Genomic DNA, 24007 nt, shown 5'->3' on the forward strand with positions numbered 1-24007 from the left:
TGTTCTCCGTCCGAACAGAAGAAAAGTGACCAGAAGAAAGGTGATCAGAAACGAGGTGATCAGAAACGAGGTGCTGCGCGTTCACGCGGGCCTGCGGCGGCGCAGCGGGGACAGCAGCCGGTGGAGGCCCACCAGCACGCCCTCCACCACCAATGCGAGACCGGCGACCAGGACAGCGCCCGCGAAGACCTGGGCGGTGTCGTAGGTGTTGAACCCGGCGGTGATGATCCGGCCGAGACCGCCGAGGCCGACCATCGCGGCGATCGACGCGGTGGCCACGACCTGGACGGCGGCGGACCGCAGCCCGGTCATGATCATCGGGTAGGCGAGCGGCAGCTCGACCCGGACGAAGAGCTGCCCGCCCGACATCCCCATGCCGCGCGCGGCCTCCACCACGGCCCGGTCCACCTCCCGCATACCGACATAGGCATTGGTCAGCAGCGGCGGCACCGCGAACAGGACCAGCGCGATGATCGTGGGCCAGTACCCCGAGTTGCGCAGGGACGTGACCATGAAGAGGGCCAGCACCGCGAAGACCGGGACGGCCCGCCCCACGTTGGAGAGGTTCACCGCGAGCGCGCCGCCCTTGCCCTTGTGCCCCAGGTAGAGGGCGATCGGCAGGGCTATGGCGCAGGCCACGGCGAGGGCGACCCCGCTCACGTACAGATGCTCGCCGAGCCGGTGCGCGGCCCCGCCGTCGCCCGACCAGTTGGCCCCGGTGGTGAGCCAGGTCCAGGCGTCGCCGATGACTCCCACGGGTCAGCCCGCCTTCACTGTCGCCGGGGCGGGCGGTCCCGCGTCCGTCTTCGCCGGGGCGGGCGGTCCCGCGTCCGTCTTCGCCGAGGCGGCCTTGGCCGCCCCGGATATCCGGGTCCAGGGCGTCAGCAGCCGCTGGAGGCCGAGCAGCAGCAGGTCAGCCACCACCGCGAGCACCACGCACAGGACCGAGGCGGCGAGCACCTGGGCCTTGAAGAAGCTGGGCAGCGCGTCCTCGATGAGATTGCCGAGGCCCCCCTTGCCGACGAGCGAGCCGACCGTGGTCAGCGCGACCGTGGACACGGTGGCTATCCGCAGCCCCGCCATCACCGCGGGCAGCGCCAGCGGGAGCTCCACCTCCCACAGCAGCCGCCCCGGCCCGTACCCCATGCCGCGGGCCGCGTCCTTGGCCTCCTGCGGGACCGCTGCGAGCCCGGCCAGGATGTTGCGCACGAGGATGGTCAGCGAATAGAGCACGAGCCCCGTCACCACGAGCGCGGCCGACAGCCCGAACACGGGCAGCAGCAGCGAGAACATCGCGAGCGAGGGCACGGTGTAGAGCACGGTCGTCAGCCCGAGCACCGGTCCGGCGAAGCGCGGGCCCCGGCGGGCGAGCAACGCCAGCGGAAAGGCCACCGCCAGCCCGATCAGCACCGAGACCGCCGTGATCCCGATGTGCTGCACGGTCGCGTCGGCCAGCTCCTGGCTGCGGGAGCGCAGATACTCCCCGCAGATCCAGTCGTTCGTCACCAGGCAGCTCTGCTCGGCCATCCGCCCCCACCTCCTGCTTTCCCTCGTCTGCCCGGATCACCCGGGATCGAACTGATGACTGGCGAGCCTATCCTCGACCACTGACAATCGCGGAGGGCTGTCGCATTCCGGCAACATGGCCTTCACGATTCACCCTCCACAATGGGGAACCATGATCCGTTTCGAGCACGTCACCAAGCGGTACGCCGATGGCACCACCGCCGTCGACGACCTTTCCTTCGAGGTCGCCGAGGGTGAACTGGTCACGCTCGTCGGACCTTCCGGATGCGGCAAGACGACCACCATGAAGATGGTGAACCGGCTGATCGAACCGACCGAGGGCGGGATATTCCTCGACGGGGACGACATATCGACCATCGATCCCGTCCAGCTGCGCCGTCGCATCGGCTATGTGATCCAGCAGGTGGGCCTCTTCCCGCACAAGACGGTGCTGGAGAACACCGCGACCGTTCCCCATCTGCTGGGCTGGAAGCGCGGAAAGGGACGCGAACGCGCCGCCGAACTCCTCGACCTCGTCGGACTCGATCCGTCCGTTTATGGTGACCGCTATCCGGAACAGCTTTCCGGCGGTCAGCGCCAACGCGTCGGTGTGGCCCGCGCATTGGCCGCCGATCCGCCCGTCCTCCTGATGGACGAGCCTTTCGGGGCGGTCGACCCGGTCGTCCGCGAACGCCTCCAGAACGAATTCCTGAAACTTCAGGCCCAGGTCCGTAAGACCGTGTTGTTCGTCACGCACGACATCGAGGAGGCCGTCCGCCTCGGCGACCGCATCGCCGTCTACGGACAGGGCCGCATCGAGCAGTTCGACTCCCCGGCCACCGTGCTCGGCGCCCCCGCGACCCCGTACGTGGCCGACTTCGTCGGCGCGGACCGCGGGCTGAAGCGGCTCTCGGTGACGCCCATCGAGGAGAGCGACCTCGACCAGCCGCCGGTCGTCCACCTCGACGACCCGCTGGCCACCGCCACCGAACGGCTCCGGGCCGAGGGCGCGCGCTGGGCGGTCGTCCTGGACGGCCGGGACAACCTCCACGGCTGGATCCCCGCCGACGCGACCACCACCGCCACCGCGAAGGGCACCGTCCGCGAGCACGCCCGCCGGATGGAGGCCTGGCTTCCGCTCGGCGCGCCCCTCAAGCAGGCGTTCGCCACCATGCTCCAGCACGACGCGGGCTGGATCGCGGTCATCGACAAGGAGAGCGAGGGCCGCTTCCTCGGCGTGCTGACGCCCGCCCGGCTGCACGAGGCCCTGCGCCGCTCGATCGACGCCGACGCCCAGGACGTACCGCGCGCGGAGGTCGCGGTGGAGACGGTCGCGACCGCGTAGTACGGGGCGGCCGGCCCGGGCCGGCTCGCGGGGTCCGGCCCGGCACCGCCCGGCTCAGTTCTCGCCGAGCCGGGCGCTCAGCCACTGAAGGGCCGGCGGGATCTCCCGCCGCCAGGTCGTGAAGTTGTGCCCGCCGCTGTCGAGCACGATGGAGGACACCTTCGCGGGCGCCTTCACCTTCTCGATGAACGTCATCGTGCTCCCGAGGTTGCCCTCGCCCTGCCGGGACGTCGTCACCAGGAACGAACCGCCGGACGGCGGCCGGTTCTCCAGGGTCCACAGCAGGTCGGCGCGGTCGCGCAGCTCCTGCTTCCCGTGGAAGAGGTCGCCCGTCGTCGGGTCCTCGGCGGCCTTGTAGTACGCGGAGAGCCCGGCGCTCGCCGCGTACCGGTCCGGGTGGTGCAGCCCGATCTTCAACGCGCAGTAGCCGCCGGTGGAGTTGCCGATGATGCCCCAGTCACGGGCCTCCTTCCCGGCCCGGTAGGACCCCGTGACCGCCTCCGGGAGGTCCTTCGCGAAGAACGTCTCGGTCTGCGGGCCCCCGGGGATGTCCACGCACTCGGTGTCCCGGGGCGGGGCGACCGTCGGCCGCAGCATCACCAGGATCATCGGCCGGGCCTTCCCCGCCTTCACCAGGTCATGCGCGGTCTGCGGGTAGCGCAGCCCCTTCAGCAGGTTCTCGGCCGTGCCCGGGTAGCCGGTGAGGACCACGGCCGCCGGGAACGTCCGCCCGGCGTACGCGGTTTGGAAGTACTCCGGCGGCAGATAGACGTACGCCGGTGACTCGATGCCCGACGTGCGCCCCGAGATCACCACCTTGTCGATCCGCCCGCCGACGGAGGGCACCCGCCCGCCCGGTACGTCCGGGTGCTGGGTGCCGACGCGCGTCATGTGCCGTGAGCCGGCCGCGCCCGCCTCCCCGTCCGCGTGGTCGGTGACGACGCCCAGCTCCTGCTGCCGCCCGAAGAGGTCGGCCCAGGAACCGTAGAAGAGGAAGGCGTTGTTGGCCGCCAGACCCACCGCGGCGAACAGCGTCAGCTGGGTCGCCAGCAGCAGCCCGATCCGGCCCGACACCGCGGCCGCGCCGGGCCGGGCCAGCCGCGGCCAGAGCCGGACCGTGGCGGCGAACAGCGCGACGGCCAGCGCGGCCACGACCGCCAGAACTGCGGTGCTGGTGAGACCCATGAGCGTGCTTTCTCCGTGATTCCTTGTCGGGGGAGGCCGGGCGGCGGGATGCGGGAAATTTCCGGAATATGGGTGAACCCGCGCTCCCCGGCCCACGTCCTAGAGGGCGCCCATCGTCCGCAGGCCCCGGCCCGCGGACGGACCCAAGAGAACCTCTCGCGAGCCACGGGAAACGATGGATGTCTGTCACGCTAGATGGGGATAAGTCAGTATCGGTTCCGGACCGGACGCGCCGTACGCACGCGCTGCGCGGCGTACGCCGGCTGCTGCGCGGGCCGCGCCCGGAATCCGTACCGGCCCTCGTCGGTACCGCCTGCACCGTCGTCGGGCTGATCGACGTCGCCGCCGGGGTCTTCCCCCGCTTCCGGCACAGCCGGATGCACACCCTCGCCGAGGTGCTCCCCGGAGCGCTCGGCCCGTTCGCCGCCGCGCTCTCGCTCAGCGCGGGCATGCTGCTCCTCCTGCTCGCCCACGGGCTGAAGCGGCACAAGCGGCGGGCCTGGCGGGCGGCGGTGGTCCTGCTCCCCGTGGGGGCCGTGGCCCAGTTCGCGTACCGCCACTCGATCGTCGGGGTGCTCGTCTCGCTGACGCTCTGCTGGCTGCTGGTGCGTCACCGCGACCAGTTCCGGGCGCTGCCCGACCCGCGCAGCCGCTGGCGCGCGCTCGCCAACTTCGTCCTGCTCGGGGCCGGTTCGCTCGGGCTCGGGCTGGTCATCGTCAGCGTCCACCCCGGCCGGGTCGTCGGCGACCCGTCCATCGCCGACCGCCTCCAGCACGTGCTGTACGGCCTGTTCGGCGTCGAGGGCCCCGTCGACTACGCCGGGCGCACCGACTGGACCGTGGCCTACTCGCTGGGCGCGCTCGGCCTGCTGACCGCCGTCACCACCATCTACCTCGCCTTCCGCCCCGAACACCCGGCCGCCCGCCTCACCGAGGACGACGAGAGCCGGCTGCGGGAACTGCTGCAGCGGCACGGCGGCCGGGACTCGCTCGGCCACTTCGCGCTCCGCCGCGACAAGGGCGTCGTCTTCTCCCCCAGCGGCAAGGCGGCCGTCTGCTACCGGGTCGTCTCCGGGGTGATGCTGGCCGGCGGCGACCCCATCGGCGACGTGGAGGCCTGGCCGGGCGCGATCGAGCGCTTCATGGACGAGGCGAGGGCCCACTCCTGGACCCCCGCCGTGATGGGCTGCAGCGAGACCGGCGGCCAGGTCTGGACCCGTGAGACCGGGCTCACCGCCCTGGAGCTGGGCGACGAGGCGGTGGTGGACGTGGCGGATTTCTCCCTCGCCGGACGGGCCATGCGGAACGTGCGGCAGATGGTCAAGCGCATCGAGCGGGGCGGTTACGAGACCCGGGTCCGGCGGGCCCGTGACATCGGCGACGCCGAACTGGACCGGATCCGCCGCGCCGCCGCCGACTGGCGCGGCACCGACACCGAACGCGGCTTCTCCATGGCGCTGGGCCGCATCGGTGACCCGGCCGACGGCGACTGCGTGATCGCCACCGCCCACCTGCCCGGCTCCGGTACGGAGGACTCCCCGCACGGCGACCTGAAGGCCGTCCTCCACTTCGTACCGTGGGGGCGCGACGGGATGTCCCTGGAGCTGATGCGCCGCGACCGCTCGGCCGACCCCGGCATGAACGAGCTCCTGATCGTCGCCTCCCTCCAGGCCGCCGGGAAGCTCGGCGTCGAGCGGGTCTCGCTCAACTTCGCGATGTTCCGCTCGGCGCTGGCCCGCGGTGAGCGGCTCGGCGCGGGACCGGTGCTGCGCTGCTGGCGGGGGCTGCTGATCTTCCTCTCGCGCTGGTTCCAGATCGAGTCGCTGTACAAGTTCAACGCCAAGTTCAAGCCCCGCTGGGAGCCCCGCTTCGTGGTCTTCCGCACCAGCCGGGACCTGCCCCGCATCGGGATCGCGGCGATGCGGGCGGAGGGCTTCGTGAACTTCTCGCCGCCCCGCCCGTTCCGGCCCCGCACGCCCCGCCCGTGCGGTCACACCGCACGTACGCGCCCGGAGCACGAGGTGAGCGCGGCGTGAGACGTCGTACGGCGGCCACGGCAGGTCCTAGTCTGGTCGTATGAGTACGTCACGCACGCGGGGCACGGTCCGAGGGCTGCCGGAGTGGGACCGCTGCGCGGTCATGGGGGTCGTCAACGTGACGCCCGACTCCTTCTCCGACGGCGGCCGCTGGTTCGACACGACGGCCGCGGTCAAGCACGGCCTGCACCTGGTGTCCGAGGGCGCGGACCTGGTCGACGTGGGCGGCGAGTCGACCCGCCCCGGCGCCAGCCGGGTGGACGAGGCCGAGGAGCTGCGCCGGGTGATCCCGGTCGTGCGGGGCCTGGCCTCCGAGGGCGTCACCGTCTCCGTGGACACCATGCGCGCCCGTGTCGCCGAGCAGGCCGTCGCCGCCGGTGCCCTCCTGGTCAACGACGTCAGCGGCGGCCTCGCCGACCCGGACATGATCCCGGCCGTCGCCGCCGCCGAGGTCCCGTTCGTCGTGATGCACTGGCGCGGCTTCAGCGAGTCGATGAACAGCCGCGCGGTGTACGGGGACGTCGTCGCCGAGGTCCTCGACGAGCTGCGGCAGCGGATGGACGCGGTGATCGCGGGCGGGGTCGCCCCGGAACGCGTCGTGATCGACCCCGGCCTCGGCTTCGCGAAGGACGCCGCCCACGACCTGACGCTCGTGGCGCACCTGGCCGAGCTGCACGCCCTGGGCCGCCCGCTGCTGGTGGCCGCCTCCCGCAAACGTTTCCTCGGCCATGTCCTGGCCGGTCCGGGCAGCCCCCCGCCGCCCGCCCGCGAACGGGACGCGGCCACCGCAGCCGTCTCCGCGCTCTCCGCGCAGGCCGGCGCCTGGGCGGTCCGGGTCCACGAGGTGCGGGCCACCGCCGACGCGGTGCGCGTCGCCCGCGCGGTCGAGGGAGCCGCGTGAACGAGGAGCACGCACAGGCCGCCGCCGACATCGCGGAGGTCGAGGCGGCGAACACCGCCTTCTACGAGGCGATGGAACGCGGCGACTACGAGGAGCTGTCCGGCCGCTGGCTGCCCGGCGAGGACCTCACCGTCTCCTGCGTCCACCCCGGCTGGCCGGTGCTCACGGGCCGGGGCGAGGTGCTGCGCAGCTACGCCCTGATCATGGCGAACACCGAGTACATCCAGTTCTTCCTGACCGACGTCAACATCGCGATGACCGGTGACACCGCGCTGGTCACCTGCACCGAGAACATCCTCAGCGGCGGCCCGGCCGAGGAGGGCAACGCGCTGGGCCCGCTGGTGGGCCAGCTGGTCGTCGCGACGAACGTGTTCCGGCGCACCCCCGACGGCTGGAAGCTCTGGTCCCACCACGGGTCGCCCGTCCTCACCGAGTCCGACGAGGACGACGACGAGGAAACCCCCTCCTGACGAAACCCCTCCCGAGGAAACCCCTCCCTGAGGAGGAAACACCCTCCCGAGTGGGTACGGGACCGATAGGGATTCGAACCGATCACCCAGGGGTAGGGGCGGCTTCCAGCCCGGCGAGGCGCAGTCCATGGCACCCACGGACGAGCACTGTCGGTGCTCGCAGGTAGATTCGAAAGAAGGCACCTCGCCGCCCGCACGCGGCCGGGTGCCTCTCGACCAACGACAGCAGGAGTGATTCGCGTGGATCGTGTCGCGCTGCGCGGCCTCAAGGCCCGTGGGCACCACGGCGTCTTCCCCCGGGAGCGGGAAGAGGGCCAGACCTTCATCGTCGACCTGGTGCTCGGCCTCGACACCCGCCCCGCGGCAGCCGCCGACGACCTGGCCCGCACCGTGCACTACGGCGTGGTGGCCGAAGAAGTCGTCGACGTGGTGACGGGCGAACCGGTCGATCTGATCGAGACGCTCGCCGAGCGCATCGCCCAGCAGTGCCTGAAGCACGAAGGCGTGCAGGAGGTCGAGGTCGTGGTGCACAAGCCGGACGCGCCGATCACCGTCCCCTTCGACGACGTGACCATCACCATCACCCGGAGCCGAGCATGACTGCGTTTTCCACCGAGGGGCAGAGCGACCCGACCGTACAGCCGGTGCCCACCGCCGTCGTCAAGCAGGTGGACGCCGCCGACATCACCCTCTCCAACCCGAAGATGGCCGTGATCTCCCTCGGCTCCAACCTGGGCAACCGCCTGGAGACCCTCCAGGGGGCCGTCGACGCCCTGGAGGACACCCCGGGCCTGCGGGTCAAGGCCGTCTCCCCGGTGTACGAGACGGAGCCCTGGGGCGTCGAGGCGGACACCCAGCCGTCGTACTTCAACGCGGTCATCCTCGTGAAGACGACGCTGCCCCCCGCCTCCCTGCTGGAGCGCGGCCAGGCCGTCGAGGAGGCCTTCGACCGGGTCCGCGAGGAGCGCTGGGGCCCGCGCACCATCGACGTCGACATCGTGGCGTACGCCGACATCGTCTCCGGCGACCCGGTGCTCACGCTCCCCCACCCGCGCGCCCACGAGCGGGCCTTCGTCCTCGCTCCCTGGCACGACGTGGACCCCGAGGCCCAGCTGCCCGGCGCCGGCCCGGTGGCCCAGCTCCTCGCGCAGGTCGGCCGCGACAGCGTGCTGCCCCGCGCCGACCTGGAACTGCGCCTGCCGGAGTAATCGTTAGGCTCGACGGAGGGTGGTCCGGCGCACGGCCGGACCGGGCACAGGCGGCGCGAAGGGCGGCTCACTCGGTGAAGCAACTACGGCTCGGGGTACTGGCGGGCCTCTTCGCCGCCGCCGGTGTCCTCTCCTGGGGCGGGGCCCGCCTCTGGGACTCCTTCGGCACCCTGCCGAGCGTCCCGCTGGCCGCGTCGATCGTGCTCGCCGTGATCGCGGTGATCCTCCTCGCGACCGCCCTCTCCACCCGCACCCGCCTCCGCGCCCAGCGCGAACGCCGCCCCGGCGCCAAGGGCGTCGAGCCCCTCTTCGCGGCCCGCGCGGTCGTCTTCGGCCAGGCGAGCGCCCTGGTCGCCGCCCTGGTCGCCGGCATGTACGGCGGCACCGGCGTCTTCCTCCTGAGCTACCTCGACATCCCGCCCCGCCGCGACCAGGCGATCTACGCGGGCGCGGCGGTGATCGCCGGCATCGGCGTCATCGCGGCCGCCCTCTTCCTGGAACGCGTCTGCCGCCTCCCGGAGGACGGCAACGACCACGACGGCACGGGCACGGCGGCGGCGTAACGACGCGACAAGGGCCCGGTTGCCAGGCCCACGAGTTCGCCGCACCGGTCACGCCGCCGCGCGGACCAGATGCCCGTTGACCAGGAAGGCGGGATGCGGCCGAAGCCGGTATCCGTAGACGGTGAACGGCTTGCCGGGCGCGGGGCGGGGCCGCACGGACTCGACGGTCACCCAGCCGGCTTCCACGAGATCGGCGTCGTGATGCTCCGGCCGGAACGTGCCGCGGGCCGCCCAGCGGTCCACCAGGATCAGGTGGGACGCGAGGCCCTTCCTCGCGGGGGTGAACCGTGCGCCGATGATCGCGGCAAGGTCGACGAGGAACGGCACGTTGGCGCTGACGAGGGTCCGGCCGGCCCAGGCTTTGGCACGGCATCCGTCACCGTCCGCGTATCCGTCGAGGAAACCGTCGAAGACCTCGCGGTCCCGCAGCACGACCCGGGGGAACGCCTGCCTCATGTGGTGCGCGTCGCCACCGGCGTACTGGCGCAGGGCGTCGGTGAGGTAGGAGGAAACCACCCGGACCCGGAAGCCCGGGACGTCCCGCCCCAGGTACCCGGAGGGCCGCACGACGGGCTGAAGCCGGGCTTCCAGGCCCGTCGCCTCTGTGAGGCACCTCGCGTAGCGCGTGGCGAACGCCTCGTCGTTCACGACGAGCGAGACGTAGTTCTTGCCCACCGTGCCGTCCGCACAGGTGGCTCCCACGAAGTAGCCGAACGCGTATCCCATGCGGAACGTGAGCCGTTCGCGGCAGAGCTTGCGCGCGTGGGTCCACGCGATGGTTCGGCCCGTCGCGTCCTCGGCACGGATCCAGCCACCCCGTGTGGCCAGCAGAACGTCCCCGGCGACCGTGAAAGCAGCATGGCTCGTGACGACCTCCACGGCCCCTCTCGCCTTGACGGCCGTCACGTCCGTCACCGTCGTCTGTGCCGTGCGGGACCCGTCCAGCGTCCACAGCCTGGTGCCGACGGCGACCTCCCGGGCCTGGAGACGCCCTCCCACCGCGTTCACGGTCTGCTTGCTCGGTAACCCGTCGCTCATGCGGCGCTCCTCGGCCTGTTCACCATCACAGGCCGAGGAGCGTATCGGGCACCACTGACAAAGCGGGCTAGCGCGCCAGTATGAGGCTCATCGCCTCGGAGCGGGTCGAGGCATCGCGGAGCTGGCCGCGTACGGCCGACGTCGTGGTCTTCGCCCCGGGCTTGCGGATGCCCCGCACCGACATGCACATGTGCTCGGCCTCGATCACCACGATCGCACCCCGTGCCTCCAGGATCCGCATGAGCGAGTCCGCCACCTGCGTGGTGAGGCGTTCCTGCACCTGGGGCCTGCGGGCGAAGACGTCCACCAGACGGGCCAGCTTGGACAGGCCGGTGATCTTGCCTGAGTCGGCCGGTATGTAGCCGACGTGCGCGACACCGTGGAAGGGCAGGAGGTGGTGTTCGCAGAGCGACATGATCTCGATGTCCTTCACCAGGACCATCTCGTCGTGCCCGAGGTCGAACGTCGTGGTGAGCACGTCCTCGGGTTCCTGCCGGAGACCGGCCAGAATCTCCTTGTACGCCCGCGCCACCCGCCCCGGCGTCTCCCGCAGGCCCTCGCGGTCCGGGTCCTCTCCGACGGCGAGCAGCAGTTCGCGTACGGCTGCCTCTGCCCGCTTCTCGTCGAACTCGCCGATCGAACCCTGGCCGTCCAGCGTCACCGGGTCGGTCATCTGTGCCTCGTTCCTTGTGCCGTTCCGTGCGCGGGTTCGCGATCGGACATCGCGGGCATACGGAAAAGCCGCGCCCCCACAGGCTAGAACCTGGGGGGCGCGGCGTGCATTCCGGAACAGGTGCGGCGGCCCGTGACGGGCGTCTCACCTGGCGTGGAGCGCGGACTAGCTGTTGTTGTCCGGACGGTCCTCGGGGATCGTCTCGGTGGACGGGGTGATGTCCTTGGTCAGGTCCGCCGGGGCGATCTCCGGCGGGGTGGCCGAGCCGTTGGCGCTGCCGTTGGTGAGGGCCAGCTCCTTGGGCGAGAGGACCGGGGGCCGCGTCGACGGGGTGCGCCGGGCGGATCCGGTCCAGGCCGGGCGGGCGGGGCGCCGGACGAGCGGGGCGAAGATCTCGGCGATCTCGTCCTTGCCGAGCGTCTCCTTCTCCAGCAGTTCGAGCACCAGGGCGTCGAGGATGTCGCGGTTCTCGACGAGGATCTCCCACGCGTCGTTGTGGGCGGTCTCGATGAGCTTCTTGACCTCCTCGTCGACCAGGGCCGCGACCTCTTCCGAGTAGTCGCGCTGGTGGCCCATCTCGCGGCCCAGGAAGGGCTCCGAGTTGTCGCCGCCGAACTTGATCGCGCCGAGGCGCTCCGTCATGCCGTACTGCGTGACCATCGCGCGGGCCGTCGCCGTGGCCTTCTCGATGTCGTTCGCCGCACCGGTCGTCGGGTCGTGGAAGACCAGCTCCTCGGCCGCGCGCCCGCCCAGCATGTACGCCAGCTGGTCGAGCATCTCGTTGCGGGTCGTGGAGTACTTGTCCTCCTCCGGGAGCACCATCGTGTAACCGAGGGCGCGGCCGCGGGAGAGGATCGTGATCTTGTGGACCGGGTCCGACTGGGGAGAAGCCGCCGCGACCAGGGCGTGTCCGCCCTCGTGGTACGCGGTGATCTTCTTCTCCTTCTCGGACATGATCCGGGTCCGCTTCTGCGGGCCCGCCACGACACGGTCGATCGCCTCGTCGAGGCTCTCGTTGTCGATGAGCTTCTTGTCGCTGCGCGCCGTCAGGAGCGCCGCTTCGTTGAGCACGTTCGACAGGTCGGCACCGGTGAAGCCGGGCGTGCGCCGGGCGACGGCGCCGAGGTCGACGCCCTCCGCGACGGGCTTGCCCTTCTGGTGCACCTTGAGGATCTCCAGGCGGCCCTGCATGTCGGGACGGTCGACCGCGATCTGCCGGTCGAAGCGGCCCGGGCGCAGGAGCGCCGGGTCGAGGATGTCCGGGCGGTTCGTGGCGGCGATCAGGATGACGCCGCCCTTCACGTCGAACCCGTCCATCTCGACGAGCAGCTGGTTGAGCGTCTGCTCGCGCTCGTCGTGACCGCCGCCCATGCCGGCGCCGCGGTGGCGGCCGACGGCGTCGATCTCGTCGACGAAGACGATCGCCGGGGCGTTCGCCTTGGCCTGCTCGAAGAGGTCACGCACCCGGGAGGCACCGACACCGACGAACATCTCGACGAAGTCGGAACCGGAGATCGAGTAGAACGGGACGCCCGCCTCGCCGGCGACGGCGCGGGCGAGCAGCGTCTTGCCCGTACCGGGCGGGCCGTAGAGCAGGACGCCCTTGGGGATCTTGGCGCCGACGGCCTGGAACTTCGCCGGCTCCTGGAGGAACTCCTTGATCTCGTGGAGCTCCTCGACGGCCTCGTCGGACCCCGCCACGTCGGCGAAGGTCGTCTTGGGGGTGTCCTTGGTGATCAGCTTGGCCTTGGACTTGCCGAACTGCATGACCTTGGAACCGCCGCCCTGCATCTGATTCATCAGAAACAGGAAGACGACCACGATGAGGACGAAGGGCAGCAGCGAGAGGAGGATCGAGACGAACGGGGACTGCTTCGACGGCGAGACGGTGTAACCCTTCTCGATGTCACCCGCCTCGAACTTCGTCTGCAGCGTGTCGGCGAGCTCGACGCCCTGGTTGCCGATGTAGCTCGCCTGGAACTTGCTGCCGGACTCGCCTTCGAGCTTCTGGCCGTCCTTCAGTTCGATCTTGAGGATTTGTTCGTCACCGGTGGTCAGCTTGGCCTGCTCCACCTGGTCCTTGCTGATCGCCTGGATCACCTTGCCGGTGTCCACCGTCTTGTAGCCGCCCGACGAGCCGACGACCTGCATCAACACGACCACGGCGAGGACGGCCAGCACGATCCACATGACCGGCCCACGGAAGTATCGCTTCACGTCCATCCATACGGAGCGAAGACGCCCCGTCCCTCCTGCCCGTAGGTAAATGCTGCTGTTTGAAAAGAGTGTTCTTCGGACGGTACCTCAGCATGGGCACCCGCGACCGCTGGGTGCAGCGGAGAAACCTGCTTTCGAAGCTCCAACGGCCCGGAGGCGGTGAGGGTTCCCCGGCGGTCCGCCCGGGGGTCAGCCGCCGTAGACGTGCGGGGCCAGCGTGCCGACGAAGGGCAGGTTGCGGTACTTCTCCGCGTAGTCCAGCCCGTAGCCGACGACGAACTCGTTGGGGATGTCGAAACCGATCCACTTCACATCGATCGCGACCTTTGCGGCATCCGGCTTGCGCAGCAGGGTGCAGACCTCCAGCGAGGCCGGCTCCCGCGAGCCCAGGTTGGACAGCAGCCAGGACAGCGTCAGTCCGGAGTCGATGATGTCCTCGACGATCAGGACGTGCTTGCCCTTGATGTCGGTGTCGAGGTCCTTGAGGATCCGCACGACGCCGGAGGACTGGGTGCCCGCCCCGTACGAGGAGACGGCCATCCAGTCCATCGTGACGGGGGTGGACAGCGCGCGCGCCAGGTCCGCCATGACCATCACCGCGCCCTTGAGGACGCCGACGATCAGCAGGTCCTTGCCCGCGTACTCCGCGTCGATCTTCGCGGCCAGCTCGACGAGCTTCGCGTCGATCTCTTCCTTGGTGAGGAGCACCGACTGAAGGTCGGTACCCATGTCCTTCTCGTTCACCCACGTCTCTTTCTGTGCTGCCGACGCCCTGGCCCGCCGGTCAGGGTCTCCCCGGGCCGGCGGCGGTTCGTCTGCACTTCAGCCGCTCGCGCGTCAGCTCTGCCGAATGACCAGTCTGCCACCCTGCCGCAGCGCCTCGACGCGGCCGGGCAGGTTGATGGCCCGCTGGCCGCGCCAGCCGGTGATCAGGCGGTCGACTTCTTCGAGGTGCCGGGCGAAGAGGGAGCCGGCGGGCGCCCCGGCCTCGATGAGGGCGCGGCGCAGCACCCGGCGGCGTACCGCGGGGGGCAGGGCGTAGAGCCCCGCGCACTCCAGGCGGCCGGTCTCGTCGCGTACGGACAGCTCGGCCTCGGCAGCCCAGGTGTCCAGGGCGTCGGCGTCGTCGCGGGAGAGCTGGGCGGTACGGGCGAGGGCTTCGACGACGCCTTTGCCGAGCGCCTTCTCCAGGGCGGGCAGGCCTTCGTGGCGGAGCCGGGAGCGGGTGTAGGCGGGGTCGATGTTGTGCGGGTCGTCCCAGACGGGGATCGACTGGACCAGGCAGGCCTTGCGGGCGGTCTGCCGGTCGAGCTGGAGGAAGGGGCGGCGGTAGCGGCCGGCCGGTCCGGAGGCGGCGGCCATGCCGGAGAGCGAGCGGATGCCGGAGCCGCGGGCGAGGCCGAGGAGGACGGTCTCGGCCTGGTCGTCGCGGGTGTGGCCGAGGAGGACGGCGGCGGCGCCGTGGCGCTCGGCGGCGGCGTCCAGCGCGGCGTAGCGGGCGTCGCGGGCGGCGGCCTCGGGGCCGCCCTCGCGTCCGACGTGCACGGCGACGGCCTCGACGGGGTCGAGGTCCATGGCGGTGAGCCGGGTGACGACCTCGGCAGCGCGGAGGCCGGAGCCCGGCTGGAGGTTGTGGTCGACGGTGATGCCGCCGGCCCGGACATCGAGCTTGCGGGCCTCGAAGGCGAGCGCGGAGGCGAGCGCCATGGAGTCGGCGCCGCCGGAGCAGGCGACGAGGACGAGCGGGGTGTCGGGCCGTTCGGGGAGGGCGGTCAGGGAGCCGCCCGCGGCGCCGGCCTCGGCGTAGGGGGAGCCGGCGGCGTGCGCGGGGCGCCTGGCCGCTTCGGCGGGCCGGTCGTGGCCGGCGTTCCGCTGGAATTCGGTGATGACGTCGTGGAGTACGCGGCGGACCGCCAGGCGTATCGCCGCGACCGCAGGATGGGGACCCATGTCCGGTGCCCTTCGTGGAGTTCGGGAGGTGCGTCGAGCGCCGGAACGCGTGAGTCCCGTCACTCAGAGTGCGTCGATGGTGACAGAGGCAAGCTGTTCATCGAGCATTGCACGCCTTCCCGGGCCTCCATGGTCCCTCGGATGGGTGATTGGGGGGCGAATATCGGTACCTCGGGGCGGTCCGGGGGCACCGGACCGTCAGGATTCGGCCTTGCGGTGCACGCGCGCGACCCAGTCGGCGGGCTTGGCGATCTCGGCCTTGGTCGGGAGGGTGTTGGGCGAGGTCCAGACGCGGTTGAAGCCGTCCATGCCGACCTCGTCGACGACCGACCGTACGAACTTCTCGCCGTCCTTGTACTGGCGGAGCTTGGCGTCGAGGCCGAGGAGCTTGCGCAGGGCCTGGTCGAGGCGGCCGGCGCCCTGGGCGCGGCGCTGCTGGAACTTCTCGCGGATCTCGGAGACGGAGCCGACGACATCGGGGCCGACGCCGTCCATGACGTAGTCCGCGTGTCCTTCGAGGAGGGACATGACGGCGGTGAGGCGGCCGAGGACCTCGCGCTGGGCGGGGGTCTGGACGATGTCGACGAGGCTGCGGGTGTCGCTCTCGCCCTGTTCGCCCTCGGGGCGGCCGCCGGAGAGGGACTGGGCGGCCTCGCGGAGCCGTTCCAGGAAGGTCGTCGGGTCGACGTCGGTCTCGTCGAGGAACGTCTGGATCTCGCCCTGGAGATGGTCGCGGAGCCAGGGCACGCCGGTGAACTGGGTGCGGTGGGTCTCCTCGTGGAGGGCGACCCAGAGCCGGAAGTCGTGCGGGTCGACGTCCAGCTCGCGTTCGACGTGGACGATGTTGGGGGCGACGAGGAGGAGCCGGCCGCCGCCGTTCGCGGAGGCGGGCAGCTCTCGGGTGGCGGGGGCGAACGTCTCGTACTGGCCGAGCACCCGGGAGGCGAGGAACGAGAGCAGCATGCCCAGCTCGACGCCGGTGACCTTGCCGCCGACCGCGCCGAGGACGGCGCCGCCGGGTCCGCCGGAGCGGCGGCTCTCCATCTTGGCGAGCAGGGGCTGGAGGAGTTCGCGGAAGCCGGCGACGTTGGCCCTGATCCAGCCGGGGCGGTCGACGACGAGGACGGGGGTGTCCTCGGGTTCGGTGCCTTCGGGGATCATCCGGGTGAAGAGCCGGACGTGCTCCTCGGAGGCCTTGGCGTGCCGCCGGAGCTCCGCGACGACGGCGCGGGCCTCCTCGCGGCTGATGTCGGGTCCGGGCCGCACGAGTCGGGTCGCGGTCGCCACCGCGAGATTCCAGTCGACCATCTGGGCACCACCGATGCTCGTCATGCGTCAACCGTACGTGAGCCTGTCGTCCCTTGGTGGGGTCTTGCAGGGCTCTTCGGGTGCGGCCCCGTGCTCAGCCGCCTGTTCCGGCGAGTGCGGTGGCCAGGGCGTCGAGGGCGGGTTCGGCCTGGCCCGCGTCGATGCTGCCGGAGGCGAGGAAGGCGAAGGCGAGCAGGCGGCCCTGGCGGTCGACGACGGTGCCCGCGAGGGAGTTGACGCCGAAGAGGGTGCCGGTCTTGGCGCGGATCAGGCCGGTGCCCTCGGCGTCGGGCGCGTACCGGCCGCCGAGGGTGCCGCTGAAGCCCGCGATCGGGAGGCCCGTGAGGACCGGGCGGAGGCCGGGGCGGTCGGGGTCGGCGGCACGGGCGAGGAGCGCGGTGAGGAGGGCGGGGGTGACCCGGTCCTTGCGGTCCAGGCCGCTGCCGTCGGCGAAGTGGGCCCCGCCCACCGGGATCTTGAGCTTCTTCAGCTCGTTGGTGACGGCGCGGCGGGCCCCGGCGAACGAGGCGCTCTCGCCCTTGGCGATGGCGGTCTGCCGGGCGAGGGCCTCGGCGATGTCGTTGTCGCTGTTGGTGAGGGTGCGCTCGACGAGGGCGTCGAGCGGGGCGGAGCGGTGGGTGGCGACGGTGCGGGCCTCGTCGGCGGCGCGGGCCTCGCGGGGGGCGCCGGTGACCTTGACGCCCGCCTCCTTCAGGGCGGCGGCGAAGGTGCGGGCGGCCTCGCCCGCGGGGTCGTCGGTGCGCTTGGCGGGGCCGCGGTCCGTGTCGTTGACGCGGCCCTCGTTGACCATCAGGGCGGTGACGGGCGCGATGTTCTCGTTGGGGCTGATCGGGTGGAGGACGGGGCCGGTGTAGCGGGAGATGTCGTACGTGAGCCGTACGGAGTCCCGGTCGTCCTCGCGCACGGCGTCGGCGGTGTCGGCGGCCATCTCGCGCAGGGCCGCCTCGCTGAGCGTGGGGTCGCCGCCGCCGACGAGGGTGACGGTGCGGGAGTCGGGGGACAGCGCGGCGGTGGTCGCGATGCGGTGGTCGGGGCCGAGGACCGAGAGGGCCGCGGTGGCGGTGGCGATCTTGATGGTGGAGGCCGGGGTCATCGGGGTGGTGGCGCCCTGCCCGTACAGCTGCTCGCCGGTGGCGGTGTCGACGACGGACGCGGCGACCTTGTCCCCGAGGCCGGGATCGCCGATGAGCGGGGCGAGGGTGTCGCGGAGTGCGGCGGGGTCCTGGGGGGCGTCGTGGGTGGTGGTGCCTAGGGCGGGCAGGACGGCAGGGGCGCTGGGGGCCGGGCTGGGGCCGTCGGGCGTCCGGCGTCCGTGATGTGCGCCACCTGTGCGGTCACCGGCGGCTGCCAGTGCCCGCTCGGCCTTACGCTGACCGTTGTCCCAGGGGCCGGCGGCGAGGACGGCGCCGGTTGCGACGACCAGGCCGAGCGTTGCGGAGCCTGCGATCACCTGCCAGGTGTACGCCCCGTTGCGCTTCCTCGTCAGGATCTTCGGCCCGCCCCACGGGTCCGAGGGGCGCATCGACGGTTCTTCCACCTGCTCGGCCACCGCTGACCAGCCCCTTTCGCGAGCACACTTCTGCGTGGGGGACACTTAATCACCAGTCGTATGTGTTGATCATGGAGGAGCCACCCGTGGAGTTCGACGTCACCATCGAGATCCCGAAGGGTTCGCGGAACAAGTACGAGGTGGACCACGAGACCGGTCGGATCCGCCTGGACCGTCGACTCTTCACCTCGACCAGCTACCCGGCCGACTACGGCTTCGTCGAGAACACCCTCGGCGAGGACGGCGACCCGCTGGACGCGCTGGTCATCCTGGACGAGCCGACCTTCCCCGGTTGCCTCATCAAGTGCCGCGCCATCGGCATGTTCCGGATGACCGACGAGGCGGGCGGCGACGACAAGCTGCTCTGCGTCCCGGCGTCCGACCCGCGCGTGGAGCACCTGCGCGACATCCACCACGTGTCGGAGTTCGACCGCCTGGAGATCCAGCACTTCTTCGAGGTCTACAAGGACCTGGAGCCGGGCAAGTCCGTCGAGGGCGCCGACTGGGTCGGCCGCGCCGAGGCGGAGGCCGAGATCGAGGCCTCCTACAAGCGTCTTGAGGCGCAGGGCGGCGCGCACTGACGTCCCTCTTCCGGTTCCGTTTGTGAGCCGGACGGCCGTCTTCGACGGGCGGTGCACCTTCACGGGTGTGCCGCCCGTTTCGCTGTGCGCACCGCCTCGCCATGCGGGGGTCATGTCGGTGGCCATACTGGGCACACGTGCGCCCGGAAGATCAGCCGAGCAGGAACGAGGTCGAGTGGTGGCGGAATCGGGCGGTCCTGAGGACCAGAAGCCCCAGTCCGATGAGGCGCGGAGCGCTTTCGCTCCGCCCGCCGGGACGATGCATCCGGTGTCGCCGCCCGAGGAGGACCATCCGACGTCGGAGTTCGCGATCCCGGACGGGGTGGTGTCCGACGCGAGCGGCGCGGCGTCTGCGGGAAGCGGATCGGCGGGCGGTTCGAACTCGGACACGCTGAGTTCCGCTTTCACTCCGCCGAGCACGTACAAGGCCCAGCAGTCGCCGCCCGCCTTCACCCCGGCGCAGGGCATTCCGATGGTCAAGCTGACCAAGGAAGCGCCCTGGCAGGACCGGATGCGCACGATGCTGCGGATGCCGGTGACCGAGCGTCCGGCGGCCGAGTCGATCCAGCGCACCGACGACGAGACGGGTCCGGCCGTGCCGCGCGTGCTCGACCTGACGCTGCGTATCGGGGAGCTGCTGCTGGCGGGCGGTGAGGGCGCCGAGGACGTCGAGGCGGCGATGTTCGCGGTGACCCGGTCCTACGGCCTGGACCGCAGCGAGCCGACGGTCACGTTCACGCTGCTGTCCATCTCGCACCAGCCGTCGCTGGTCGACGACCCGGTGACGGCGAGCCGTACCGTACGCCGCCGGGGCACCGACTACACCCGTCTGGCGGCGGTGTTCCGGCTGGTCGACGACATCACGAGCGAAGACGCCGAGGTGTCGCTGGAGGAGGCCTACCGGCGGCTCGCGGAGATCCGCCGTAACCGTCACCCGTACCCGGGCTGGGTGCTGACGGCGGCCGCCGGGCTGCTGGCCGGTTCGGCTTCCGTGCTGGTCGGCGGTGGGTTCCTGGTGTTCGTCGTGGCGGCGGCGGGCGCGATGCTCGGCGACCGGCTGGCATGGCTGTGCGCCGGGCGCGGGCTGCCGGAGTTCTACCAGTTCACGGTGGCCGCGATGCCGCCCGCCGCGCTGGGCGTCGCACTGACCCTGACCCATTCGACGGACATCCGCCCCTCCGCGGTGATCACCGGTGGGCTGTTCGCGCTGCTGCCGGGGCGGGCGCTGGTGGCGGGCGTGCAGGACGGGCTGACCGGTTACTACATCACCGCCTCGGCCCGGCTGCTCGAAGTCATGTACTTCTTCATCGGGATCGTCGCGGGCGTCCTGATCGTCCTGTACCTGGGGCTGCAGCTGGGGGCGGAGCTCAACCCCGAGGCCCGGTTCACGCCGTACAACGAGCCGGTGGTGCAGATCCTGGCGTCGATGGCGCTGAGTCTGGCCTTCGCCGTACTGCTCCAGCAGGAGCGGTCGACCGTGCTGGCGGTCACCCTGAACGGCGGCGTCGCCTGGATCATCTTCGGGGCGATGGCCCGGACCGGGGACATCTCGCCGGTCGCGGCGACGGCGGTGGCGGCGGGTCTGGTCGGCCTGTTCGGCCAGCTGTTCTCGCGCTACCGGTTCCACTCCTCGCTGCCGTACATCACGGCGGCGATCGGGCCGCTGCTGCCCGGTTCGGCGACGTACTTCGGTCTGCTGGGCGTGGCGCAGAACGAGCTGGACACCGGGCTCGCCTCGCTGTCGACGGCGGTCGCGACGGCGCTGGCCATCGCGATCGGGGTGAACCTGGGGAGCGAGATCTCGCGGCTGTTCATGGGGCTGCCGGGGGCGATCGGTGGGGCGAGCCGCCGGGCGGCGAAGCGGACCAGGGGGTTCTGAGCCCGCGGGCTTCGTGGCCGTACGAACGCCGTACGCGCGGAAGCGCCCCTCCCCCGGAGCTGCGGGGAGGGGCGCTTCGTCGTGTACGTGCGCGGGGTCAGCGCTTGGCGTGCCGGCCGCGCTGGCCGGAGGAGGGGCCGTTGCCGCCCGGGGGGCGGCCGGAGCCGTCGCCCGCCTCGGCCACGGCGGCCTTCTTGCCCTGGCTGCGGGCCCGCAGCACCTCGATCACGATCGGCACGACGGAGATGAGCACGATCAGGATGAGGATCATCTCGATGTGCTCGTGCACGAAGTCGATCTTGCCGAGGAGGGCTCCGAGCACGGTGACGCCGACGCCCCAGAGGATCGCGCCGACGACGTTGTACGTGATGAAGGAGCGGTAGTTCATCCGGCTGACGCCCGCGATGATCGGCGTGAACGTGCGCACGATGGGCACGAAGCGCGCCAGGACCAGGGACTTCGGGCCGTGCTTCTCGAAGAACTCGTGCGCCTTCTCCACGTTCTCCTGCTTGAAGAGGCGGGAGTCGGGGCGCTTGAAGAGGGCCGGGCCGACCTTGCGGCCGAAGAGATAGCCCACCTGGTCGCCGACGATCGCGGCCACCGCGATCAGCGTGCAGACCAGCCAGAGCGGGTACTTCAGCTGTCCCGTGGTCACCAGCAGACCCGTGGTGAACAGCAGCGAGTCGCCGGGCAGGAAGAACCCGATCAGGAGGCCGGACTCGGCGAAGACGATGAGGAGCAGGCCGGGGAGCCCGAACGTGTTGAGCAGATAGTCCGGGTCCAGCCAGCTCGGTCCGAGCGCAAGCGTATTCAAGGGTCCGGGCTCCAGGATGAGGGGTGCGATGGCGGCTCTGTGGCCGCCCCAAGCTATCAACGCCCGATGCGTGCCCGTGGTTCCAGTGGCGTACAGCGGGAATGCGCATCCTACGAAGCGGCCCGAAGCTGATCACAGGAGGTGCCACCAACATGGGCATTGAGGAATTCGGCGGCGGTCAGACGGCACAGGCGGACGTGCTGGTCGTCACCACGAACGACGTACCCGGCTATCAGGTGACCCAGGTCATCGGCGAGGTCTTCGGGCTGACCGTACGGTCGCGTCACCTCGGCAGCCAGATCGGGGCCGGGCTGAAGTCGATGATCGGCGGCGAGCTGAGGGGGCTGACCAAGACGCTGGTCGAGACCCGGAACCAGGCGATGGAGCGGCTCGTGGAGCAGGCGCGGGCCCGGGGCGCCAACGCGGTCCTGATGATGCGCTTCGACGTGACCGAGGCGGCGGACGTCGGTACGGAGGTCTGCGCGTACGGGACGGCGGCGGTGATCAGCAAGGTGTGACGCGGAGCTGGTCGGTGCGCACGGTGTGGCGCGGCACCGGCCCGACCGCCCGGCGTGACCCGGCGCCCCCGGGCCGCGCGGTGTGACGCGGTGCCGGCCGGGGCGCGCGGTGTGACGCGCGTGCCAGCCGGGCCAGCCTTGGGTGTTATGTGTGTTTTGTCGCCCTAGGGTGGGCCGGTGGCCCCCGAATCCCCCGCACCCTCGCCCACTCCCCCGCACCCCCCACACCCTCCGGGCACCCCGGCCCGGCGGCTGCTGCCGCTCGTGCTGCCCGCGATCGTGGTCGGCGTCGTCTGCGCGCTGATCCTGCTCGGGGTGAGCCTGCTGGCGGAGCAGCTCCAGGACGTGCTCTGGGAGTCCCTGCCCGACGCGCTCGGGGTGGGCGGGTTCTCCTCGGTGTGGATGGTCGTGATGCTCACCGCGACCGGCCTCGCGGTGGGGCTCGTCCTGCGGGCCGTACCCGGTCACGGCGGGCCCGATCCGGCCAGCACCGGGCTGGTCGACGCCCCGATGCGGCCCGGCATCGTGCCCGGGCTGCTCCTGGTGACGACCCTGGCACTGGCGGGCGGGGTGAGTCTCGGGCCGGAGAACCCGATCACCGCCGCCAACATCGCCCTGGCCTTCTGGCTCGGCCGGCGGTTCGCGCCCGGCGCTCCGGGCGAGTTGTGGGTGGCGCTCGCGGCGGCCGGGACGATCGGGGCGCTCTTCGGTACCCCGGTCGCCGCCGCGCTGATCCTCTCCGAGGTGATGGCCTCGCAGCCGGGCCCCGGGGCGTTCTGGGACCGGCTGTTCGCCCCGCTCGCGGCCGGTACGGCGGGCGCGCTGACCATGTCGCTGATCGCGGAGCCCAGCTTCGACTTGTCCCTCCCGGCGTACACCGGACCGCACTGGGGCGATCTGCTCTCCGCCCTGCTGATCGCCTCGGCGGGCGCGCTCCTCGGGCTGCTCGCGGTGTACGCGTTCCCGGTGGCGCACCGGGTCTTCGCGGCGCTGCGGCATCCGGTGCTCGCCCTGACGGCGGGCGGTCTCGTGCTGGGGCTGCTGGGTGCGCTGGGCGGCCATCTCACCCTGTTCAAGGGGCTCGACGAGGTGAAGACGCTGGCCGGGGACCCGGACGGGTGGTCGGCCGGGGAGTTCGCGGGGATGGCGATCGTGAAGATGGCCGCCCTCGTGATCGCGGCCACCTGCGGCTTCCGGGGCGGCCGGATCTTCCCGTCGGTCTTCGCGGGGGTGTCGCTCGGGCTGTGCGCCCATGCACTGGTCGACGCGGTCCCGCCGTCGCTCGCGGTGTCGTGCGCGGTGCTGGGGGTGCTGCTCGCCGTCACCCGGCAGGGCTGGGTGAGCCTGTTCACCGCGGCGGTGATGGTCGGCGACGCGTCCGTGCTGCCGCTGCTGTGCGCGGCGACCCTGCCCGCGTGGCTGCTGGTCACGGGGCGGGCCCAGATGCAGCTGGACGCGGACGGGAAGTCGCTGCGATGAGCGGGAGGCGTGCGCGGTCACGGGGAAGGCCCCGCCCGGCGCGCCGGAAGCACTGAACCTCCGTATCGTCTGGTTCGTGCGCTTTTGCGCAACCCTGTACCGATTACGGTTCCACGGAGGTTCCCCGCATGCCCACGCCCGTCAACGTCGCCGTCGTCTACTACTCCTCCACCGGCACCGTCGCCACGATCGCGAAGGCGATGGCCGAGGACGCCGAGCGGGCCGGGGCCCAGGTGCGGCTGCGCCGGGCGGCGGAGCTCGCGCCGCAGGCGGCCATCGACTCCAACCCGGCGTGGGCGGAGAACGCCAGGGCGACCGCGGACATCCCCGAGGTCTCGCCGGACGACATGGTCTGGGCGGACGCGGTGATCTTCGGTACGCCGACCCGGTTCGGGAACGTCACCGCCCAGCTGAAGCAGTTCCTCGACACGCTCGGCGGGCTGTGGCAGTCCGGGCAGCTCGCCGACAAGGTCTACAGCGGCTTCACCTCCACGGCCACCGCCCACGGCGGCCAGGAGTCCACGCTGCTCGCGCTGTACAACACGATCCACCACTTCGGCGGCATCCTCGTCACCCCCGGCTACACCGACCCCACGAAGTTCGTCGACGGCAACCCGTACGGCACCTCGCACATCGCCGGGCAGGGCGACCTCCCGGTCGGCGAGCAGACGCTCACCGCCACCCGGGTGCAGGCCGAGCGGGTCGTGAAGCTGACCCGGGCCGTCAAGGCGGGCCTGGCCGCCGAGAACTGACCCCGTCCCCGCAG

Annotated in this window: 23 protein-coding genes; 12 read left to right on the forward strand and 11 right to left on the reverse strand. The window is 71.5% G+C overall.

All coding sequences use genetic code 11. The features are described from left to right. Positions 1-81 precede the first annotated feature (81 nt). A complete protein-coding gene (locus IE134_RS31265; protein ID WP_189432413.1) occupies positions 82-756 on the reverse strand; it encodes an ABC transporter permease in 675 nt (224 codons plus the stop codon). Between the two features lie 3 nt (positions 757-759). Further along, complete coding sequence (locus IE134_RS31270) at positions 760-1527, reverse strand: ABC transporter permease (RefSeq protein ID WP_098894434.1); 768 nt, start codon at positions 1525-1527, stop codon at positions 760-762. A 151-nt stretch (positions 1528-1678) separates the two neighbouring features. Between IE134_RS31270 and IE134_RS31275 the strand changes: the two genes are divergently transcribed. Next, positions 1679-2851 (forward strand): ABC transporter ATP-binding protein, encoded by a 1173-nt coding sequence (locus IE134_RS31275; protein ID WP_030720740.1) that lies wholly within the window; start codon positions 1679-1681, stop codon positions 2849-2851. A 54-nt stretch (positions 2852-2905) separates the two neighbouring features. On the opposite strand, the gene IE134_RS31280 is transcribed toward IE134_RS31275, so the two are convergent. Continuing rightward, positions 2906-4036 carry an alpha/beta hydrolase gene (locus IE134_RS31280; protein WP_098016733.1) on the reverse strand — a complete coding sequence of 377 codons (1131 nt, stop codon included), beginning with the start codon at positions 4034-4036 and terminating at the stop codon, positions 2906-2908. 179 nt (positions 4037-4215) lie between these two features. Between IE134_RS31280 and IE134_RS31285 the strand changes: the two genes are divergently transcribed. The 6 genes from IE134_RS31285 (at position 4216) to IE134_RS31310 (ending at position 9214) form a co-directional block, all read left to right on the forward strand. Continuing rightward, positions 4216-6072 (forward strand): phosphatidylglycerol lysyltransferase domain-containing protein, encoded by a 1857-nt coding sequence (locus IE134_RS31285; RefSeq protein WP_189432415.1) that lies wholly within the window; start codon positions 4216-4218, stop codon positions 6070-6072. Between the two features lie 40 nt (positions 6073-6112). After that, positions 6113-6973, forward strand: coding sequence for a dihydropteroate synthase (folP, locus tag IE134_RS31290; protein ID WP_435859705.1), 861 nt, complete (start codon positions 6113-6115; stop codon positions 6971-6973). Continuing rightward, positions 6970-7443: a nuclear transport factor 2 family protein gene (locus IE134_RS31295; protein WP_030720728.1), complete on the forward strand. Its 474-nt coding sequence runs from the start codon at positions 6970-6972 to the stop codon at positions 7441-7443. Before folP ends, IE134_RS31295 begins: the two co-directional genes overlap by 4 nt. A gap of 240 nt (positions 7444-7683) precedes the next feature. Next, positions 7684-8043, forward strand: a complete 360-nt coding sequence (folB, locus tag IE134_RS31300) for a dihydroneopterin aldolase (protein WP_010063731.1) — start codon at positions 7684-7686, stop codon at positions 8041-8043. Then, positions 8040-8651, forward strand: coding sequence for a 2-amino-4-hydroxy-6-hydroxymethyldihydropteridine diphosphokinase (gene folK / locus IE134_RS31305; protein WP_030720726.1), 612 nt, complete (start codon positions 8040-8042; stop codon positions 8649-8651). The genes folB and folK overlap by 4 nt, the downstream gene beginning before the upstream one ends. A gap of 74 nt (positions 8652-8725) precedes the next feature. Beyond that, positions 8726-9214 carry a DUF3180 domain-containing protein gene (locus IE134_RS31310; protein WP_030720723.1) on the forward strand — a complete coding sequence of 163 codons (489 nt, stop codon included), beginning with the start codon at positions 8726-8728 and terminating at the stop codon, positions 9212-9214. 48 nt (positions 9215-9262) lie between these two features. Here the strand turns inward: IE134_RS31310 and IE134_RS31315 are convergent, their stop codons facing one another. The 7 genes from IE134_RS31315 to dacB all read right to left on the reverse strand — a co-directional run bounded on the left by IE134_RS31315 (position 9263) and on the right by dacB (position 17943). After that, positions 9263-10252: a hypothetical protein gene (locus IE134_RS31315; RefSeq protein WP_189432416.1), complete on the reverse strand. Its 990-nt coding sequence runs from the start codon at positions 10250-10252 to the stop codon at positions 9263-9265. A gap of 67 nt (positions 10253-10319) precedes the next feature. Continuing rightward, positions 10320-10925, reverse strand: coding sequence for a GTP cyclohydrolase I FolE (folE, locus tag IE134_RS31320; RefSeq protein ID WP_032789004.1), 606 nt, complete (start codon positions 10923-10925; stop codon positions 10320-10322). Between the two features lie 165 nt (positions 10926-11090). Further along, entirely contained in the window at positions 11091-13148 is a 2058-nt protein-coding gene (gene ftsH / locus IE134_RS31325) for an ATP-dependent zinc metalloprotease FtsH (protein WP_030720720.1), read from the reverse strand. A 183-nt stretch (positions 13149-13331) separates the two neighbouring features. Continuing rightward, positions 13332-13871, reverse strand: coding sequence for a hypoxanthine phosphoribosyltransferase (gene hpt, locus IE134_RS31330; protein ID WP_003968263.1), 540 nt, complete (start codon positions 13869-13871; stop codon positions 13332-13334). A 108-nt stretch (positions 13872-13979) separates the two neighbouring features. Next, entirely contained in the window at positions 13980-15092 is a 1113-nt protein-coding gene (tilS, locus tag IE134_RS31335) for a tRNA lysidine(34) synthetase TilS (protein WP_030720717.1), read from the reverse strand. Positions 15093-15290: 198 nt separating this feature from the next. Beyond that, positions 15291-16424 carry an Rv3626c family coenzyme F420 biosynthesis-associated protein gene (locus tag IE134_RS31340; protein ID WP_032769428.1) on the reverse strand — a complete coding sequence of 378 codons (1134 nt, stop codon included), beginning with the start codon at positions 16422-16424 and terminating at the stop codon, positions 15291-15293. Positions 16425-16494: 70 nt separating this feature from the next. Further along, complete coding sequence (dacB, locus tag IE134_RS31345; RefSeq protein WP_189432442.1) at positions 16495-17943, reverse strand: D-alanyl-D-alanine carboxypeptidase/D-alanyl-D-alanine endopeptidase; 1449 nt, start codon at positions 17941-17943, stop codon at positions 16495-16497. A gap of 113 nt (positions 17944-18056) precedes the next feature. On the opposite strand from dacB, the gene IE134_RS31350 reads away from it, so the two are divergent. Together IE134_RS31350 and IE134_RS31355 are read left to right on the forward strand one after the other, a co-directional pair. Beyond that, positions 18057-18551: an inorganic diphosphatase gene (locus IE134_RS31350; protein WP_003968257.1), complete on the forward strand. Its 495-nt coding sequence runs from the start codon at positions 18057-18059 to the stop codon at positions 18549-18551. A 175-nt stretch (positions 18552-18726) separates the two neighbouring features. Further along, entirely contained in the window at positions 18727-20430 is a 1704-nt protein-coding gene (locus tag IE134_RS31355) for a threonine/serine exporter family protein (protein ID WP_189432417.1), read from the forward strand. 97 nt (positions 20431-20527) lie between these two features. Here IE134_RS31355 and IE134_RS31360 read toward each other — a convergent pair whose 3' ends face one another. Further along, entirely contained in the window at positions 20528-21244 is a 717-nt protein-coding gene (locus IE134_RS31360; RefSeq protein ID WP_010063722.1) for a DedA family protein, read from the reverse strand. A gap of 152 nt (positions 21245-21396) precedes the next feature. Here IE134_RS31360 and IE134_RS31365 point away from each other — a divergent pair, with 152 nt between their 5' ends. From IE134_RS31365 to wrbA, 3 genes are all read left to right on the forward strand, one after another. Next, complete coding sequence (locus tag IE134_RS31365) at positions 21397-21762, forward strand: YbjQ family protein (RefSeq protein WP_010063720.1); 366 nt, start codon at positions 21397-21399, stop codon at positions 21760-21762. A 177-nt stretch (positions 21763-21939) separates the two neighbouring features. After that, positions 21940-23241 (forward strand): ion channel protein, encoded by a 1302-nt coding sequence (locus tag IE134_RS31370; protein ID WP_189432418.1) that lies wholly within the window; start codon positions 21940-21942, stop codon positions 23239-23241. 128 nt (positions 23242-23369) lie between these two features. After that, complete coding sequence (gene wrbA, locus IE134_RS31375; protein ID WP_010063718.1) at positions 23370-23993, forward strand: NAD(P)H:quinone oxidoreductase; 624 nt, start codon at positions 23370-23372, stop codon at positions 23991-23993. Positions 23994-24007 lie beyond the last annotated feature (14 nt).

Origin of the sequence: Streptomyces rubiginosohelvolus, from assembly GCF_014649875.1 — a bacterium.
Lineage (GTDB): Bacteria > Actinomycetota > Actinomycetes > Streptomycetales > Streptomycetaceae > Streptomyces > Streptomyces rubiginosohelvolus.

Bases quoted from the DNA above. Each gene is read 5' to 3' on its own strand.
- IE134_RS31270 (WP_098894434.1), bottom strand. From the start codon at position 1,527: ATGGCCGAGCAGAGCTGCCTGGTGACGAACGACTGGATCTGCGGGGAG.
- IE134_RS31275 (WP_030720740.1), top strand. From the start codon at position 1,679: ATGATCCGTTTCGAGCACGTCACCAAGCGGTACGCCGATGGCACCACC.
- IE134_RS31280 (WP_098016733.1), bottom strand. From the start codon at position 4,036: ATGGGTCTCACCAGCACCGCAGTTCTGGCGGTCGTGGCCGCGCTGGCC.
- IE134_RS31285 (WP_189432415.1), top strand. From the start codon at position 4,216: ATGTCTGTCACGCTAGATGGGGATAAGTCAGTATCGGTTCCGGACCGG.
- folP (WP_435859705.1), top strand. From the start codon at position 6,113: ATGAGTACGTCACGCACGCGGGGCACGGTCCGAGGGCTGCCGGAGTGG.
- folK (WP_030720726.1), top strand. From the start codon at position 8,040: ATGACTGCGTTTTCCACCGAGGGGCAGAGCGACCCGACCGTACAGCCG.
- IE134_RS31315 (WP_189432416.1), bottom strand. From the start codon at position 10,252: ATGAGCGACGGGTTACCGAGCAAGCAGACCGTGAACGCGGTGGGAGGG.
- folE (WP_032789004.1), bottom strand. From the start codon at position 10,925: ATGACCGACCCGGTGACGCTGGACGGCCAGGGTTCGATCGGCGAGTTC.
- ftsH (WP_030720720.1), bottom strand. From the start codon at position 13,148: ATGGACGTGAAGCGATACTTCCGTGGGCCGGTCATGTGGATCGTGCTG.
- hpt (WP_003968263.1), bottom strand. From the start codon at position 13,871: ATGGGTACCGACCTTCAGTCGGTGCTCCTCACCAAGGAAGAGATCGAC.
- tilS (WP_030720717.1), bottom strand. From the start codon at position 15,092: ATGGGTCCCCATCCTGCGGTCGCGGCGATACGCCTGGCGGTCCGCCGC.
- IE134_RS31340 (WP_032769428.1), bottom strand. From the start codon at position 16,424: ATGACGAGCATCGGTGGTGCCCAGATGGTCGACTGGAATCTCGCGGTG.
- dacB (WP_189432442.1), bottom strand. From the start codon at position 17,943: ATGCGCCCCTCGGACCCGTGGGGCGGGCCGAAGATCCTGACGAGGAAG.
- IE134_RS31365 (WP_010063720.1), top strand. From the start codon at position 21,397: ATGGGCATTGAGGAATTCGGCGGCGGTCAGACGGCACAGGCGGACGTG.
- wrbA (WP_010063718.1), top strand. From the start codon at position 23,370: ATGCCCACGCCCGTCAACGTCGCCGTCGTCTACTACTCCTCCACCGGC.